The organism is Cedecea sp. NFIX57 (assembly GCF_900177785.1).
Classification (GTDB): domain Bacteria; phylum Pseudomonadota; class Gammaproteobacteria; order Enterobacterales; family Enterobacteriaceae; genus Cedecea; species Cedecea neteri_C.
On record NZ_FXAS01000032.1, the window covers coordinates 1 to 14,903 of the forward strand.

General features: G+C 55.9%; 23 protein-coding genes. 20 read left to right on the forward strand and 3 right to left on the reverse strand.

The window, feature by feature from the left end:
* Nucleotides 1-235: 235 nt before the first annotated feature.
* On the reverse strand, nt 236-733 hold the full coding sequence (locus B9Y90_RS20945; RefSeq protein WP_085542477.1) for a transglycosylase SLT domain-containing protein: 498 nt from the start codon (nt 731-733) through the stop codon (nt 236-238).
* A 421-nt stretch (nt 734-1,154) separates the two neighbouring features.
* Here B9Y90_RS20945 and traM point away from each other — a divergent pair, with 421 nt between their 5' ends.
* Together traM and B9Y90_RS20955 are read left to right on the forward strand one after the other, a co-directional pair.
* Nucleotides 1,155-1,532, forward strand: coding sequence for a conjugal transfer relaxosome DNA-binding protein TraM (gene traM / locus B9Y90_RS20950; protein ID WP_085542431.1), 378 nt, complete (start codon nt 1,155-1,157; stop codon nt 1,530-1,532).
* 22 nt (nt 1,533-1,554) lie between these two features.
* Nucleotides 1,555-2,268 (forward strand): SDR family NAD(P)-dependent oxidoreductase, encoded by a 714-nt coding sequence (locus B9Y90_RS20955; protein ID WP_176227889.1) that lies wholly within the window; start codon nt 1,555-1,557, stop codon nt 2,266-2,268.
* Here B9Y90_RS20955 and B9Y90_RS26515 read toward each other — a convergent pair.
* Together B9Y90_RS26515 and B9Y90_RS20960 are read right to left on the reverse strand one after the other, a co-directional pair.
* Entirely contained in the window at nt 2,254-2,748 is a 495-nt protein-coding gene (locus tag B9Y90_RS26515) for a hypothetical protein (RefSeq protein ID WP_139827432.1), read from the reverse strand. The two genes, B9Y90_RS20955 and B9Y90_RS26515, sit on opposite strands and share 15 nt — an antisense overlap.
* The gene (locus tag B9Y90_RS20960) at nt 2,745-3,317 is read right to left on the reverse strand and encodes a helix-turn-helix domain-containing protein (RefSeq protein ID WP_085542433.1); all 573 of its coding nucleotides are present in this window, start codon (nt 3,315-3,317) and stop codon (nt 2,745-2,747) included. The genes B9Y90_RS26515 and B9Y90_RS20960 overlap by 4 nt, the downstream gene beginning before the upstream one ends.
* A gap of 66 nt (nt 3,318-3,383) precedes the next feature.
* Here B9Y90_RS20960 and B9Y90_RS20965 point away from each other — a divergent pair, with 66 nt between their 5' ends.
* The 18 genes from B9Y90_RS20965 to traW all read left to right on the forward strand — a co-directional run bounded on the left by B9Y90_RS20965 (nt 3,384) and on the right by traW (nt 14,902).
* Nucleotides 3,384-3,662 (forward strand): TraY domain-containing protein, encoded by a 279-nt coding sequence (locus B9Y90_RS20965; RefSeq protein ID WP_085542434.1) that lies wholly within the window; start codon nt 3,384-3,386, stop codon nt 3,660-3,662.
* 195 nt (nt 3,663-3,857) lie between these two features.
* A complete protein-coding gene (locus B9Y90_RS26520) occupies nt 3,858-4,082 on the forward strand; it encodes a hypothetical protein (RefSeq protein WP_139827433.1) in 225 nt (74 codons plus the stop codon).
* A gap of 377 nt (nt 4,083-4,459) precedes the next feature.
* Nucleotides 4,460-4,828: a type IV conjugative transfer system pilin TraA gene (traA, locus tag B9Y90_RS20975; RefSeq protein ID WP_085542436.1), complete on the forward strand. Its 369-nt coding sequence runs from the start codon at nt 4,460-4,462 to the stop codon at nt 4,826-4,828.
* A gap of 14 nt (nt 4,829-4,842) precedes the next feature.
* Complete coding sequence (gene traL, locus B9Y90_RS20980) at nt 4,843-5,151, forward strand: type IV conjugative transfer system protein TraL (protein ID WP_085542437.1); 309 nt, start codon at nt 4,843-4,845, stop codon at nt 5,149-5,151.
* 17 nt (nt 5,152-5,168) lie between these two features.
* Nucleotides 5,169-5,735: a type IV conjugative transfer system protein TraE gene (traE, locus tag B9Y90_RS20985; protein WP_085542438.1), complete on the forward strand. Its 567-nt coding sequence runs from the start codon at nt 5,169-5,171 to the stop codon at nt 5,733-5,735.
* Nucleotides 5,722-6,465 (forward strand): type-F conjugative transfer system secretin TraK, encoded by a 744-nt coding sequence (gene traK / locus B9Y90_RS20990; protein ID WP_085542439.1) that lies wholly within the window; start codon nt 5,722-5,724, stop codon nt 6,463-6,465. Before traE ends, traK begins: the two co-directional genes overlap by 14 nt.
* On the forward strand, nt 6,465-7,871 hold the full coding sequence (traB, locus tag B9Y90_RS20995) for an F-type conjugal transfer pilus assembly protein TraB (protein ID WP_085542440.1): 1,407 nt from the start codon (nt 6,465-6,467) through the stop codon (nt 7,869-7,871). Before traK ends, traB begins: the two co-directional genes overlap by 1 nt.
* On the forward strand, nt 7,872-8,075 hold the full coding sequence (locus B9Y90_RS26945; protein ID WP_085542441.1) for a hypothetical protein: 204 nt from the start codon (nt 7,872-7,874) through the stop codon (nt 8,073-8,075).
* On the forward strand, nt 8,065-8,556 hold the full coding sequence (locus tag B9Y90_RS21005) for a conjugal transfer protein TraP (RefSeq protein ID WP_085542442.1): 492 nt from the start codon (nt 8,065-8,067) through the stop codon (nt 8,554-8,556). The genes B9Y90_RS26945 and B9Y90_RS21005 overlap by 11 nt, the downstream gene beginning before the upstream one ends.
* Nucleotides 8,557-8,660: 104 nt before the next feature.
* On the forward strand, nt 8,661-8,915 hold the full coding sequence (locus B9Y90_RS21010; protein ID WP_176227890.1) for a hypothetical protein: 255 nt from the start codon (nt 8,661-8,663) through the stop codon (nt 8,913-8,915).
* 31 nt (nt 8,916-8,946) lie between these two features.
* Nucleotides 8,947-9,378, forward strand: a complete 432-nt coding sequence (locus B9Y90_RS21015) for a hypothetical protein (RefSeq protein ID WP_085542444.1) — start codon at nt 8,947-8,949, stop codon at nt 9,376-9,378.
* A gap of 69 nt (nt 9,379-9,447) precedes the next feature.
* Nucleotides 9,448-9,978, forward strand: coding sequence for a type IV conjugative transfer system lipoprotein TraV (gene traV / locus B9Y90_RS21020; RefSeq protein WP_085542445.1), 531 nt, complete (start codon nt 9,448-9,450; stop codon nt 9,976-9,978).
* 18 nt (nt 9,979-9,996) lie between these two features.
* Nucleotides 9,997-10,233, forward strand: coding sequence for a TraR/DksA C4-type zinc finger protein (locus tag B9Y90_RS21025; RefSeq protein WP_085542446.1), 237 nt, complete (start codon nt 9,997-9,999; stop codon nt 10,231-10,233).
* A 46-nt stretch (nt 10,234-10,279) separates the two neighbouring features.
* On the forward strand, nt 10,280-10,591 hold the full coding sequence (locus B9Y90_RS21030) for a hypothetical protein (RefSeq protein ID WP_085542447.1): 312 nt from the start codon (nt 10,280-10,282) through the stop codon (nt 10,589-10,591).
* Nucleotides 10,592-10,598: 7 nt separating this feature from the next.
* Nucleotides 10,599-10,850 (forward strand): ParE family toxin-like protein, encoded by a 252-nt coding sequence (locus B9Y90_RS21035; RefSeq protein ID WP_085542448.1) that lies wholly within the window; start codon nt 10,599-10,601, stop codon nt 10,848-10,850.
* 400 nt (nt 10,851-11,250) lie between these two features.
* Nucleotides 11,251-13,878 (forward strand): type IV secretion system protein TraC, encoded by a 2,628-nt coding sequence (traC, locus tag B9Y90_RS21045; protein WP_085542450.1) that lies wholly within the window; start codon nt 11,251-11,253, stop codon nt 13,876-13,878.
* Nucleotides 13,875-14,267, forward strand: coding sequence for a type-F conjugative transfer system protein TrbI (trbI, locus tag B9Y90_RS21050; protein WP_085542451.1), 393 nt, complete (start codon nt 13,875-13,877; stop codon nt 14,265-14,267). The genes traC and trbI overlap by 4 nt, the downstream gene beginning before the upstream one ends.
* Complete coding sequence (gene traW, locus B9Y90_RS21055; RefSeq protein WP_085542452.1) at nt 14,264-14,902, forward strand: type-F conjugative transfer system protein TraW; 639 nt, start codon at nt 14,264-14,266, stop codon at nt 14,900-14,902. Before trbI ends, traW begins: the two co-directional genes overlap by 4 nt.
* The last annotated feature ends 1 nt before the right edge of the window (nt 14,903 follow it).

Here is a 14,903-nt window from a genome sequence, read left to right on the forward strand (position 1 = left end):
TTACTCATCCCTTCCTTATTCACGTCTGCAAGTCTTCAATTTCATCAACTGACCATAGCATGGTCGGTTAATCACGTGCCCGCGAAATAAAAAACTGTCTGGCAGGGCGGGGAGGGGTTATCTGCGTTATGTCAGATTACACCCGCTTCGCGGGGCTTCGGCCAGTTGACACAGGGTGATTAATTTCACTTTCGTGTGTGGCCTTACATTCCGCTGTGCGGCATAAAATCCGAGTTTATTTTATCGGTCGTGAGTTTTTATTGGCATTTTGCATCTTCTGTCTACGGTATGCTTTTATTGCCTGGTACTTAGCATAAACCAGACGGGCATAATGATATCGCCTCAGTGCCTGTTTTTCTGTCTGTCTGAACCCGGCATTATAAGCCCCAACAGCGGCCCAGCTATAACCATATTTTTTCACCGCATGTGCCAGATAATAAGCCCCGGTGTAAATGTTCATACAATGGTCATTTAACAACTGCTGTTTTGTAATCCCCAGGGAACTGAGTGCGTAGAGATGCTGGGAATCGACCTGCATTAACCCAATGCCATAACCTGTTGTTGGATTTTTACCGATAGCGTCAGGGGTTGCGGATGATTCCTGCCAGGATATTGCGCGCAGAAGATCAGGGTCAACATGATAATCATGCCCGGCGCGGTCATAACAATCCGCAGCGTTAGCGCCGGAAGAGAATAACCCTGCCAATAATAACAACATTGTCCGCAATTTCATTTTTTGCCTCAGACCTTTCAAACCCGGCAATACTCTAGTCCGGCGAGCGAACAACATCAACAAATATGCACTCCTCAGCACCAAAATCACCACACACTACGCAAAATTGAAATTTTGCTGATTTGAATTTGAAAACAGTAAGTTAGCTTAAAAATGTTTTTGAAATTTTGATTTTATTGTTTTTTAACGAGTTGTGACTGACTCTGAAGTGACTCGTCAACGAGTCGTCCAGAGTCATCAGAGACTCAACGCGCATATTTGCTGGGTTTAAAGACGACTCGACTCTAGACTCAACTCGTCTTGTGAGTCGTGAGACGAGTCGTCAAATTTATATGGTGAGTCGCTGCTGAGTCGTGATATTTTAGGTTGGATTTTGTGCGTTCTTGAAATATTTAATTGTGTGCTTGTCAGAGAGGAATATATGGGAAGGGTTCAGGTTTACGTGAGCGATGAAGTCAGTGAAAAAATTAACGCAATAATCAGCAAGCGCCGGGCTGAAGGGGCCAGGGATAAAGATGTGAGCTATTCCTCCGTCTCCGGGATGCTGCTGGAACTGGGGCTGCGGGTATATGAGGCCCAGACGGAAAGGAAAGAAAATCCCTTTAACCAGATGTTGTTCAATAAAACGCTTCTTGAAAATGTTCTGAAATCACAGGCGGCAATTGCCAGAGTACTGGCTATGGACTCATTAAGCCCGCATATTGTTGATGATAAGCGTTTTGTGTATGCCCAGCTGGTCGCAACAATCAAAGCTGAGGTACAGGAACAATTAGGTACTCTCTTTCCTGAAGAGGATTAATAGTGTGTTTTATGGAGGTATTGTGAAAACTGTTTTGATAAGTGGAGCAAGTCGAGGTATTGGTTATTCTATTTGTAAGGCATTTGTTGATGAGGGAGACTATATTGTCTACGGTCTTTCAAGAACAGGTGATGGTGTAAGTAAAATTAATGAGTTAGGTGCGACAGGTATTCTTTGCGATGTTTCAAAAGATGAAGATGTGGATTCATTGAAAGAGAAAATTAAGAGTGACGGTTGTTCTGTTGATGTTTTGATAAATAATGCAGGGATTGCCAAGTCATCTCTGTTTATGAAGACAAAATTTAGTGATCTGAACGATATAATGAATGTTAATTTTTATGGAGGGGTTAGGTTGATTAAGTGCTTTATTAATGAAATGTCAAAAAATAAATATGGAAGAATCATTAATGTTTCAAGTGTCTTATCATTAATGCCTCAGGTGGGTTTTTCTGCATATACAGCATCGAAAGCTGCTTTAGATGGTTTGACTAAATCACTTGCTCTTGAATACGCATCAAAAGGCATTACAGTCAATAGTATTAACCCAGGGTTCGTCAAGACTTCAATGTTGGAAGTCATTGGGGATAAAGGTGATGAGTTGATGATGAATATACCTTGTGGTTACGCTGCGGAGCCTGATGATATATCACCATTGGTTGTGTTTTTGGCATCTGATAAAGCCAGGTATATAACCGGGGAATCCATTCAAATAAATGGTGGTTTATATTTTTCTTGATGCTATGAAGGTTCTGAATTTACTTAATGAATTTTGAATTATAACGCTATTGACCCTTTCGTAAAAGAAGGGGTCATCCCTTTTCCCAGCTAACACTAATGACTCCCTCCATTCAGGGGATGAAATGGCAAGGCCCACACCATGTGCAATGTCGAATGATGTTCGGTAATCCTTTATATCTTTTTCAACACCTCGTTTATGATGAACAGTATCCCAAATGGTGACTATACTTTCATGTCTTTCAAGTGCTTTGAAAGCGTTATCATATATAGGGCATGAGTTCATTAATTGGTTTGATATTAGCTCATTTTTCCATGCTTCATTTGATGTGAGGTATAACTTACATGATTTATATTCAATCATGTATGTTAAATATGAGCATTTTATTTCTTTTGCAAGCCCAAAGAATAACGTTTCTAACCCCTTGTGTTCTTGGATGGGGATGGTGATTACGTGAGCATTGCTAGATAGTATTTTCATAGAAATTTTCGAATCCAAATTATCTCATAGATATCTTCAACCATTTCTAATGGCAATGAATTAACCTCTGCTTGATCTGGGTCAAATGTAATAATATTTTCAGAGCTTTCTCTTGTTAATGCGAGAATATATTCTCCATCAGTTAGCCGAATTAGGCATAGCTTTGTTTTTTGTGTGCGTTTCTTTGTCTTGACGGCACCTACAATATCGCCCTGTTCAATGTTTAATGATGGGATGCTTTTAGGTGAGGTGTAAATAATTGAGTTGTCATTCATCTTCTTAAAAAATGATATCTCTTTTATCACTGCAAGATTACTTTCCAGCGTTGAGCTTTCCGTCGGAGCTGGGCCATTACCAGTAATTAGCCAGTCAAAGCCTACATCAACACCTTGCTGCTGGTAGAACGTAACTAGCTGCTTCAGATAAGAGATACTGATCTGTGACTGTGCGTTTTCGAAAGAAGATAACGAGGATGCTTTTATCACCCCGTTTGAACGAATCTCAACTTCTTTCCTGCTTATTTCCAGTAGCTCTCTTAGCTCTCTGATTCTATTAGCTATATCCTTCATATTTGAAATTTTTCCTAACTGGCTGTTTTGGATGGTTTTTATAGCACGGCAATCGTTAGGTACCTTATGGTTGACGTTGTGGGAGTTATTATTTTAAAATTGCTTCTAATGGAGTTAAATTTGAGGCTCACTATGCAAACTAAACCATCAGCTTCTGATGCCGATTTTGTTTACATCACTTTAAGGTTGAGTTCTGAGAGTAATGAGTTACTTACCATTGCGGCTGGGCGCTCTGCTCGATCCAAACGAAAAGAGGCTGAATTGCGCCTGTCTCTTCATCTCAAAAATAATGAGCTAGTTTCTTCCGAGCAGTTAAGTGGGCATAACGCTAACCTGGTTCGCTAAATAATGATGATTAGTTATCAAGCGGTTGCTTCTAAATATCAGAGCGGTTCAAGCTCTTTCCGGGCTCTGCTTTCTTTCTGTTTTTGCGAGTACCTTTACGCTGCCTCCAACAAAGCCAGCGCTCTCGCCAGCTGGAGGCAATGTTTTGTCTGCATGACTACCTCAAAAGATTCGCGGGTATTGACGGTGATTACTATGCAATCACTTCTTTGTGATACTTGGCTTCCGTTTATGCGCCTGCATCTCCAGCATCCGGGCCTGCAGCGACAGGTCATCGACGATCAACTGGATGGCCGCCTGCAGACCTGTCGACAGGTGTCGGATATCGACAAAGTGGGGGTTTTCTCCGGGGTCTTCCCGCTGCCGGAAAATGTCCTGCGAATCGACATCCATCGTCTTACAGATAGTCAATTTACTTAGTAAGAAATCAAGGGAGTATATTCTGCCAAAATTTGACCGGAGGGTATAAATAACCATCAGCTTCAGTGAGATGCAAAAATATTCATCATTACGATGAATTTGATGAGGGAAATATATTTTTTGTTACCTGGATTTTTCTTTACCGAAAAATTCGGAGGGCGTCCTTTTGCCCAAATCCCGTCGGTCCGACTGCGGACCACGACAGGTGTGACACCTTGGGGCGGTAGCATGCCTTTTTCCCGGGTTATTTCCCCGCAGGTCCTGTCGATATTCGCCCGCTGCCTCTGACGTTATTTCGGGTGCAGCGGGGGCATATTGCCCGGTTTATTTTCGCCGCCTGACAGCGGTAAAGAAAGAGTCAAAGAGGAATAAAATCAATGAGTCAGATGGTAATGGAAAATAGCGTGGTGCCTTCTCAGGGAAAACCGTCCCGACTGAAACAGGCCTTTTCAAAAACAAGCCTGCTGAAGGCGGCGAAAGCGGTTCTGCCGGTGATGGCGGTGGGGATGCTGTTCCCCGGTCTGGCGCACGCTGGGGGCGGCGGGGGTACTGACCTGCTGCAGCCGGGCGATGCCACCGTCGGGGCGACCTTCGGGAGTAAATCCAGCGCGGTCAAATGGGTCATCCTGGCCGAGGTAATGGTCGGGGCGGTGATGTATATGACCACCAAGAACCTGAAATTCCTCTCCGGCTTCATCATCATTTCCGTGCTGATTTCGGTCGGTATGAAAGTGGCGGGTTATTAACGGGGGAATAGCGAATGACGGGAAACGATGAATTATCGCAGTTCCGTTTCCCGGAAACACTCTCCAACCAGAACCGCTGGTTCGGCTTTTATCTCGATGAGCTTCTGCCTGCCCTTATTCCTGTGGCATGGGGATTATGGACCGGCAAGCAGCTCTGGGGTATCGGCTTTGGGGTTCTGGTTTTCCTCGGAATACGGAAGCTGAAAAAAGGGCGGGGCAGCACCTGGCTGCGCGATTTGCTCTACTGGTATCTGCCCACCTCTCTCCTTAAAGGCCTTTTCAGCACCCTTCCGGACTCGTGTTTCCGGCAGTGGATCAAATAGACAACAGGACAAATGGTATGGAGCACGGCGCCAGACTCAGTTCCCGCAGGGTGATTGCCATCGGCTTTCTCTGCATGGGTGTTTTCAATGTTCTCAGCCTGACGGTGAATATTATCCAGGGCATCAATAACTACCGCCTGCAGAATGAGCAGCGCACCGTCACCACCCCGATGACCTTTCAGGCCCCCTTCGCGGTCTCCCAGAACCAGATGGACGCCTCTTACCTCCAGCAGATGGGCCTCTCGTTTATCTCTTTGCGCCTCAACGTCTCCCCGGAAACCGTGGACGCCCAGCATCAGGCGCTGCTGCACTATGTCCGGCCTGCCTCGCAGAATGCGCTCCGGGTGAAGCTGGCTGAAGATGCGAAGCAGATCAAGGGCAACAACGTCAACAGCGCCTTTTTTATGACCGGGGCACGCGTGTTCCCGGCCAGCGGCCGGGTGGAGTTTCGGGGCGAGCTGAAGACGTGGATTGGTGACTCTGCCCCGTATTCCGAAATCAGGCACTACGCGCTGTTTCTGACCCGGGAGGACGGGGTGACCTGGCTGTCCCGGTTTGCTGAGGTGAAAGATGAGAAGAAATAGTGCCCCCCTTTTACTGCTGGCGCTGCTTGTGTCGGCCCCGGTACTGGCGGCTCAGCCCCCGGTCAGCGGCACACTGGCCGCCACGGTTATCCCGATGAGCAACGGCGGACAGGCCAGTGTCGCCCTGAGCAACACCGACCCCAACCTGCTTACCGTGCCGGGCGACCGTATCACCGCCATCACCAGCCTCGATGGCATCCTGACCCGGCAGATGAAAACCGCCAGCGGCGGGGTGGTCATCAGCACCGTCAGCAAAACGCCGCTGACCTTTATCGTTGAGACCGAACGCGGCATGAACTTCTCCGTGCGCGCAGTCCCGCGCCGCGGCGTGGGACGCACCTTTCAGCTGGTCACTGACCTCGGGGGAACGGGGGAGATACCAAAGCGCTGGGAAGAAGCGGCGCCGTACGAAGAGACGCTGGTCAGCCTGAACCGGGCAGTTCGGGGTGGCACGCTGCCGGAAGGCTACAGCGCCCTCCCGGTAACGACAGAGCAGATGCTGGCGCCTGCTGGCCTGCAGGCGCAGGCGGTGGCCGTCTGGGCCGGGCATCACCTGAAGGTGGTCCGTTACCGGGTGATGAACCGGCTGTCGTCGCCGGTGTTCGTGTCTGAGTCGGCCTTCTGGCAACCCGGCGTGCGGGCGGTGATGTTCCCGGGGGCGGTGTCGTCCATCTTACCGGGGGCGGCTCTCGAGGTGTACGTCACCGTGGCGGCCGGGGAGGGGAGCTGATGGCCAGTATCAACGCCATTGTGAAGCGTAAACAGTATCTGTGGCTGGCGGTGGTGACCGGGGCCCTGGCGGCCTTTGTGGGCGGCGGCTGGTACCTGTCTGAGATGGACCTGAGCACTACCGGGCAGCCGGGCCGGGCAGAGCCTGCCCCGGACATGACGGGGGTGGTGGACTCGGCCTTTGATAACAAGGTGCAGGAGCACGCCACCACCGAAATGCAGGTGGCCCGGGTGGAGATGGACCGGGAGGTGAAGGAAATTCGCACCGAGCTGGATGTGCTCAATAAGGGGCATCTGGATGACCAGAAACGCCTCGAGCAGGTGAGCCAGGAGAACACCACGCTGAAGCAGCAGCTCCAGGCGCTGGGCCAGAAACCGGCCTCCGACACCGGCGTCCCGCCGCCGAACCCGCCGGGGGGCACACCGGGGCCGGAGGGGGAGCCTGCCCCGGGGGCGCTGTTCCCGCCGACCGGCAGCGTGCCTCCACCGGGCACCTTCTATCAGGGTAAGGGCGACACGGCGCCGGACCGGGTGGAATACACCCCTATCCCGGTGCCGGGCCAGCTGCAGCGGACCACCTTTGGGGATGACGCGGTGAAGAAGAAAAACGCGTACCCCTACATTCCGTCCGGCAGTTTTGCCCGCGCCATGCTGATTGAAGGGGCGGACACCAACGCGTCGGTCACCGGCAATGAGTCCACCGTGCCCATGCAACTGCGCATCACCGGCACGGTGGAGATGCCGAACAGCAAAACGTATGACCTGACCGGCTGCTTTGTCGGGCTGGAAGCCTGGGGCGATGTCTCCAGTGAGCGCGCTATCGTGCGCACCCGCAAAATCAGCTGCATCCGGGGGAATGACACCATCGACCTCCCGATTCAGGGCCATGTCTCCTTTATGGGCAAGAACGGCATCAAGGGCGAGGTGGTGATGCGTAACGGCAAAATCCTCGGCTGGGCCTGGGGAGCCGGTTTTATCGACGGCATCGGGCAGGGGATAGAGAAAGCTTCCCAGCCTGCCGTCGGGCTTGGGGCCACCGCCTCGGTGGGCGCCGGCGATGTCCTGAAATCCGGTATCGGGGGCGGCTCATCGAAAGCAGCCCAGACGCTGAGTGACTACTACATCAAACGCGCCGAGCAGTACCACCCGGTTATCCCCATCGGGGCCGGGAATGAAATCACCGTCGTCTTCCAGGATGGTTTCCAGCTGAAAACCATTGAGGAGATGGCCCAGGATAAAAATCACCGGACACAGGCGGATGAACGTTCGCATGTCACCCCTTCTCTGAATACCCCTTCACTTAACGGCGCCGGCAGTACGGACTCGCTGATGAAACAGCTGGGCAAACTCGATGCCCGCAGTTTTGGTCTCGGGTCAGCGCGTACCAGCGGCCAGGGAGAACAGTAAATGCAAAAACAAACGAAACCTTCAGGACCGGAGATGCCCTCAGAGGGAACGATTATCCGCGAGCCGGGCACGGGGCGGGGGCTGTTGTGTACCGCTCGGGCAGCGCTTCCGGACGGGGGACATTTCCCGGAAGGGCTGGCTGACGCCATCCAGGCAAACTGCCCCGTACACATCGTCTGGGGGGCAGAAAAACATGGCGCGTAACCTGATGCCCTCCCTGGGGTATGCCCTGCGGTGGCTGGGCTGGGGCGTGCAGTGGCTGGTTATCGCGCCGCTGGGCACCCTGACCCTGGCGGTCGTGGTGCTCGCGGGGCGTGGCGGTGACACGCCCGGCCAGATGCTGGTGCAGTACGCCGAATCGGTCAGCACAAGCAGCGCCAGCGGCGTCTGGTTTTATGCCCGGTGTGCGCCGGATAAGAAGACGCCCGCGCCGACGGCACCCTGCCCGCAGGTGAAGACCGATGCGGCCGGATATGCCGCGTATATCGACCAGACGCTGGCGCACCTGCTCCGGATTTCATGGCTCACGTTCGCGGCGCTGTATGCCGGATTCGCGCTGGCGACCGGCTGTATTCCCTCCCGCTGGCGCGGGGTGCCCATCACAGATGGTCGTTCTGCACAGTTCAGATACGGACGCCCCACGAACGACCTCGCTGAACACGCTGAACATAAGGACAAACCCTGATGAAAAAATACCTGCTTCCCCTGCTGGCGGGCGCCTGCCTGCTCGCCGGGTGTTCCCGGGCGGCCCCTGGCGCCGGACACCCCACAGTGACATCCGGTGAGGATGTGACACAAAACTGGCTCAACAGCCTGGCGCTCGTCCAGCCCGACGTGACCCGTGTCCTCACCGGCGTGCGGGCTACCCGCCGGACGGCCTGCCATGAGCAGCTGGACAAAGAGGCACTCTTCACTGTCGCGGAGAACAGCCCGACCTTTGCCCGGCTGCTGCGCCAGACCACCTGGCACTCTGACGACTCTCAGGCATACCGGACGTTGCTCCGGCGGTATGCGCGGTGCGATGTGACAGCATCATCCATTTGATTTTTCACCGGGGTGAATAAAGGAAAGCGAAATGAAAACGGTTGATAACGATGCAGCAGAAACAAAACACCATGTGGTTATCGGGGCCGAACACCCCGTTGTCGGGCCGCTGTATTTTGAACTTATCCCGGACAGCGAGGCCGGGCCGTCGGATATTTATCAGCTGACGGACACCCTCGGGCGGGCCGATGTCTTTGATGCCGACTGGCGGGCGTGGTCGCTCCCGTATACCCATGAGAGTAGGCGTCCGTCTTACGAAGACCTCGTCCTCGCCATGCACATTGAGCATATCGACTGGAATGATAACGCCGAAATTCAGCGTATCTGCCAGGTTCACGGCCTCCCGGTTCAGGATTTGAGGCAGTGGAGCCAGGACTTACGCCGCTGGAAAGACATTCCGGTGCTGGCCGACCTGGACCGCAGCGGAGATGACTATGAGGCGGTCTCGCTTCTCCCGGTCTGAGTTAAACGTGCCGCATCGCGCCGTTTCTTGCCAGGTTTTGTTTGCCCTCTCTGTTTTCAGGAAAACGTAATGACCCGATTAATGATACCCCTGCTGGCGGGCGTCTGCCTGCTGACCGGCTGCGCCGGGGTGAAAAGTGAATTTGAATGTAACGCCACCTCGTCCGACAGCTGCATGACCATGCAGCAGGCCAATGAGAAAGCGAAAGCCGTCGAGACCCCGGCGCGGGGAAAGCCGGCTGCGACCGCCTTGCCACGCCTGGCTGAGGGCGATTTTCGCACACCGGCCGTGACGGCCCCGTCTGTGGTGCCGGTGCCCCCGCTGGCTTCGCTGAATACCGGGCATGTGACCGCGCACACCGCTGTTGTGCGCCCGGCTTTGCCTGCTCCCGTTCCCGCCCCGCTGTTCCGGCCGGAGATGCGCAGCCATACCGCCACCCGACCGGTGATGCCCGGTGACTACCCCCGTCCGTTGCGGACCGGGGAGCAGGTCGCCTCCCTGTGGATAGCCCCGTATGTCGATGCCGGGGATGTGTATCACCAGCCGGCGGCGGTGTTGTTCGTGGTGAAACCGTCCCGCTGGGGTGTACCCCAACTCTGACCTTCAGGAGGCGTTCCGATGACTGATGAAGTGGATATGGCGCAGGCGTGTCAGGAGACCCTGACGGGGTTCGCCATTGACCGGGTGCGTCAGCAGTTGCCCGCGAGCCGTGTCTCCGCCTCCGTCTGTGAAGTCTGCGGCGGGCCTGTCCCGGCAGCTCGTCAGCGGGCGCTACCTGGCGTGACGGTCTGCGTTGACTGTCAGCAGGCGAGAGAACAACGACAGCCGCTGTACCCGGGCTGCACCTTTTATTAAGTCCGCCCTCCGGGGCACCGAATGTGACAACCAGAAGGTATGCGAGATGACTGAGAAACGACACAACACAGAACGCTACGGGTTGCTGGCCATCGCGGCCGTGCTGATGACCGGGCTGATTGTGCACGGCAATCAGCAGCCCCGGGACATGCTGCAGCGCTTTGACCCGCTGAACGGGCAGTTAGCTGCCCTCAACAACACGGCGCAGGTGGGCCGGGTGTCACTGGCCGCCAGGGCGCAGCATGCCGCCCGGGCCGGTGTGTTGCTGGAAAAACTGAGCAGGACGTCGCTGATGCGACAGGCTGAACATGATGCCAGCGCCGCCGCGATGAGGGCGGCGCCGGCCCCGGCGAAGTGAGGTCCCCATGTCGCCCCGGACCGGTATTACCCCGGTGCTGCTCGACTCTGCCAGTGTGCCGACGGGAATACAGCGCAGGGCCTCCCGCCTGCTGACCGCCTGGTGGCAGGGTGCCCCGCTGTCACACCGGCTGAAGGCCCGCCAGGGCGGCTGGCTCAAAATCAACGTGGGGCCCCGCTGGCGGATGCTCAGCCGGGATAACGGCGGGTCGTGGGCGCTGATGACCCACGAACGCTACAACACCGAATGGAAAAAATAACCAAAGGTTATGCGATGAACATTTTAAAGATACACATACTCTCCCCGTTTTTTGACACCCCTGCCTGTGGGGATCGCGGGCATACGATCGCCATCGGGCAGCCGGGGGCGGGAAAGACCGCGTTTTTCAGCGACCTCATGACCGATATTGTGCAACGCCAGACCGGGCGGGGCGTTGTTGTCTGCCCTGGGATGGCCCCACTGAGCGGGAAACGTCAACAGGCCATGTTACAGCAGGGTGGGGCCGTGTTTATCTGCGATCCGACAACGCGATGCCCTGGTATCCGAAAGCCTCCGTGCCGCCGCAGGGTGAACCGGTAGCGGTGTAACCCCGTATACCCCTCTCGCTGTGCCTGCGACGTTTTCTTTCTCTTTATTACTCCTTCAGCTTTGAGGTCACGATGTCCCTGCCCGACCCGATAACCCGGACCGTCAACGGTCTGCTCTCTGCCCTGAAAATGCCCGATGACTCGGCGACGGCCAACCGTGCGCTCGCGGAGATGTCTTTCCCCCAGTTCAGCCGCGTGCTGCCGTACCGGGATTATGATCCCGATACGGGGTTATACATGAACGCCACCACCCTCGGCTTTATGGTCGAAGCCATTCCGCTCACCGGGGCGGATAAAAGCATTGTTCTGACGCTGGAGAATCTGCTGCGCACCAAACTGCCGCGCACGATACCGCTCTCCATCCACCTGATGGCGGGCAAACAAATCGGGCCGCAGATTGAATACGGCCTGCGGGAGTTCTCCTGGAGCGGGCCGGAGGAAAAAAAATTCAACGCCATCACCCGGGCCTACTACCTGGCCGCCACCCAGGGGCGCTTTTCCCTGCCGCCGGGGATGGATTTACCCCTGACGCTGCGGGACTACCGGGTGTTTATTGCCTGCGCGGTGCCGTCAAAAAAGCACACGCCTGCCGATATCATTGAGATGCAAAACCGGGTCAAAATTATCCGTGCCTCCCTGCAGGGGGCTCGTATCCATACCCGACCGGTGGAAGCGGACGCCTTCATCAACATCGTCCGGGCGATGGTCAATCACGATCCTGAGGAGCTGTCTCCGCGCAACGCCGAACTCGACCCCTATACCGACCTCAACTACCAGTGTATCGATGACTCCTTTGACCTGAAGGTGAAGGCTGACCACCTGACCGTGGGCCTGAAGCGCCCGGCCGGGCAGGGAAACAGTGTCGCCCGGGTCTTGAATTATCAGCTGGAGCGCAACCCGCAGCTGGCCTTTCTGTGGGGCATGGCCGACAACTACAGCAACCTCCTGCACCCGGAGCTGTCCATCTCCCGGCCGTTTATCCTCTCCCTGACGCTGGCGGTGGAAGACCAGGTGAAGACCCAGAACCAGGCCAACCTCAAATACCTGGATCTGGAAAAGAAGAGTCGTACCTCCTATGGCAAGTTTTTCCCGGCCGTTAACCAGCAGATGAAGGAGTGGGGCGAGCTTCGCCAGCGGCTCGGCGCGAACCAGTCCTCCCTGGTCTCCTATTTTATGAATATCACCGTATTCTGCGAAGATAACGACCAGGCTGCCCTGGAAGCGGAGCAGGAGGTGCTGAACAGCTTTCGCAAGAACGGGATGGAGCTTATCAGCCCCCGGTTCAACCATCTGCGTAACTTCCTGGTCTCCCTGCCGTTTATGGCCGGGGAGGGCTATTTTAAGACGCTGCAGGCGGCCGGCGTGGTCAAGCGTGCCGAGACGTTCAACGTTGCCAATCTGCTGCCGGTTATCGCCGACAGCCCGCTGGCCCCGGCCGGGCTGCTGGCCCCCACCTACCGCCATCAGCTGGCGTTTATCGACCTGTTCTTTGAGGGGATGGGGAACACCAACAACAATATGTCCGTCTGCGGCACCTCGGGGGCCGGGAAAACCGGCCTGATCCAGCCGCTTATTCGCAGTACGCTGGATGCAGGTGGGTACAGCTGGGTGTTTGATATGGGGGACGGCTACAAGTCCCTGTGCGAGAACATGGGGGGCGTCTACCTCGACGGCGAGTCGCTCAAATTTAACCCGTTCGCCAACGTCATTGATATTGATTTGTCCGCCGAACGTATCCGCGACCAGCTGTCGGTGATGGCGAGCCCCAACGGCAACCTCGATGAGGTGCATGAGGGCCTGCTGCTGCAGGCGGTGAAGGCGGCCTGGCTCAAAGGAAAAAACAAGGCCCGTATCGACCATGTGGTGGCATATCTGCAGGAAGCGCGCGACAGTGAGAAGTATAAAGATTCACCCACCATCCAGAGCCGTCTCGATGAGATGGTCATCATGCTGGATCAGTACACCACCGGGGGGACCTACGGCAGCTACTTCAACTCGGACGAGCCTTCCCTGCACGAAGATGCCCGGATGGTGGTGCTCGAGCTGGGCGGCCTGGAGTCCCGCCCGTCGCTGCTGATTGCCGTGATGTTCTCCCTCATCATTTATATCGAAAACCGGATGTACAACACCCCGCGTAACCTGAAAAAACTCTGCGTCATCGATGAGGGCTGGAAGCTGCTCGACTTTAAAAATGAGAAGGTGGGGACCTTTATCGAGAAGGGATACCGGACCGCCCGCCGCCATAACGGGGCCTACATTACCATCACCCAGAACATCGTGGACTTTGATTCCCCGACGGCCTCCAGCGCCGCCCGGGCGGCGTGGGGGAACTCCTCCTACAAAGCCATTCTCAAGCAGTCGGCCAAAGAGTTTGCCAAATACTGCCAGCTGTACCCCGACCAGTTCACGCCGTTTGAGCAGGACATGATCCGCAAGTTCGGGGCGGCGAAAGACCAGTGGTTCAGCTCCTTTATGCTGCAGGTGGAGGCGCAGGCCTCCTGGCACCGGCTGTTTGTCGACCCCCTGAGCCGGGCGATGTACTCCTCCAGCGGGAAAGACTTCGAGTATATCCGGCAGCGTCGCGCGGAGGGGGCGAGCATTCACGACGCGGTGTATGAGCTGGCCCACCGCAACTTCCCGGAAGAAATGGCCCGCCTGGAGCGCTGGGTGGCCGAACACGAACAGGAGAGTCAGGTATGACAACCGAATCCGGTGCTACCCCGCGCCCCCGTGTCTCCCGCCGCGCCCGTCGGTATCTGGCTGCCGCCGGGCTGATGGCCGGGGTGCTCGCCGCAAACGTGATGATAAGCCTGGTGCTTATCCGGACCACCGCGCCCCGGGTGGTGGCCTTTGATATGAAGCAGACGGTGGATGCGTTCTTTGACCGGGCGGGCCGGCAGAAGCTGACGGAGCCGGAGATGAAGCAGCTGTCCGATCGCTTTAACCTCGCGCTGGAGGCCAGCCTGCAGGCGTATCAGCGCCAGCACCATGTGCAAATCCTGGTCGCGGGGGCGGTGGTGCAGCCCGCCCCGGATATCACCGTGCAAATCCAGCGGGAGATTGCCGGGCGCATGAAGGTGGCCCCATGAGTCGCCCTCGAGTTCTGCTGCTTTCACTTCTCCTGCTGGCCGGGGCAGGGCAGGCGGCTGACCTCGGCACCTGGGGGGACCTGTACCCGATCCGGGAGGAGAGCCTGCTGCAGCTGATTACCCGCCGGCTCGCCGCCCTGCAGCAAAGCGGCGAGCTGGGGCAGCGGATGCAGGATTTTCAGGCACGCGCCGTGGCGCACAGCGAGCGGCCTGCCCCGGTGCCGGGGGTGGGCCGCGTGGCAACCCTGACGACACGCCGGTTCAATCCGGCGGTCACCCTGAGCGCCGATATCCGGGATAACGCGGGGAGGCTGATTGCGGCGAAGGGCCAGGTGTTTAATCCCCTGACCCTCGTTCCCTTCCGGGAGACGCTGTACTTCATTAACGCCGACGACCCGGATCAACTGGCCTGGATGAAGCGCCAGGTGCCGCCGACGCCGATGGTCAAAATTATTCTCGTGCAGGGCAATATCCCTGAAACCTCGCAGGCCCTGGATACCCGGATTTATTTCGACCAGGGCGGCGCGCTTTGCCAGCGCTTCGGCCTCATGCGGGTGCCGGTGCGTATCACGCCCGCGCCCGGAGGCACCCTGCTGACGATTGACGAAATCCCGCCCGATACAGGCGCACACTGAT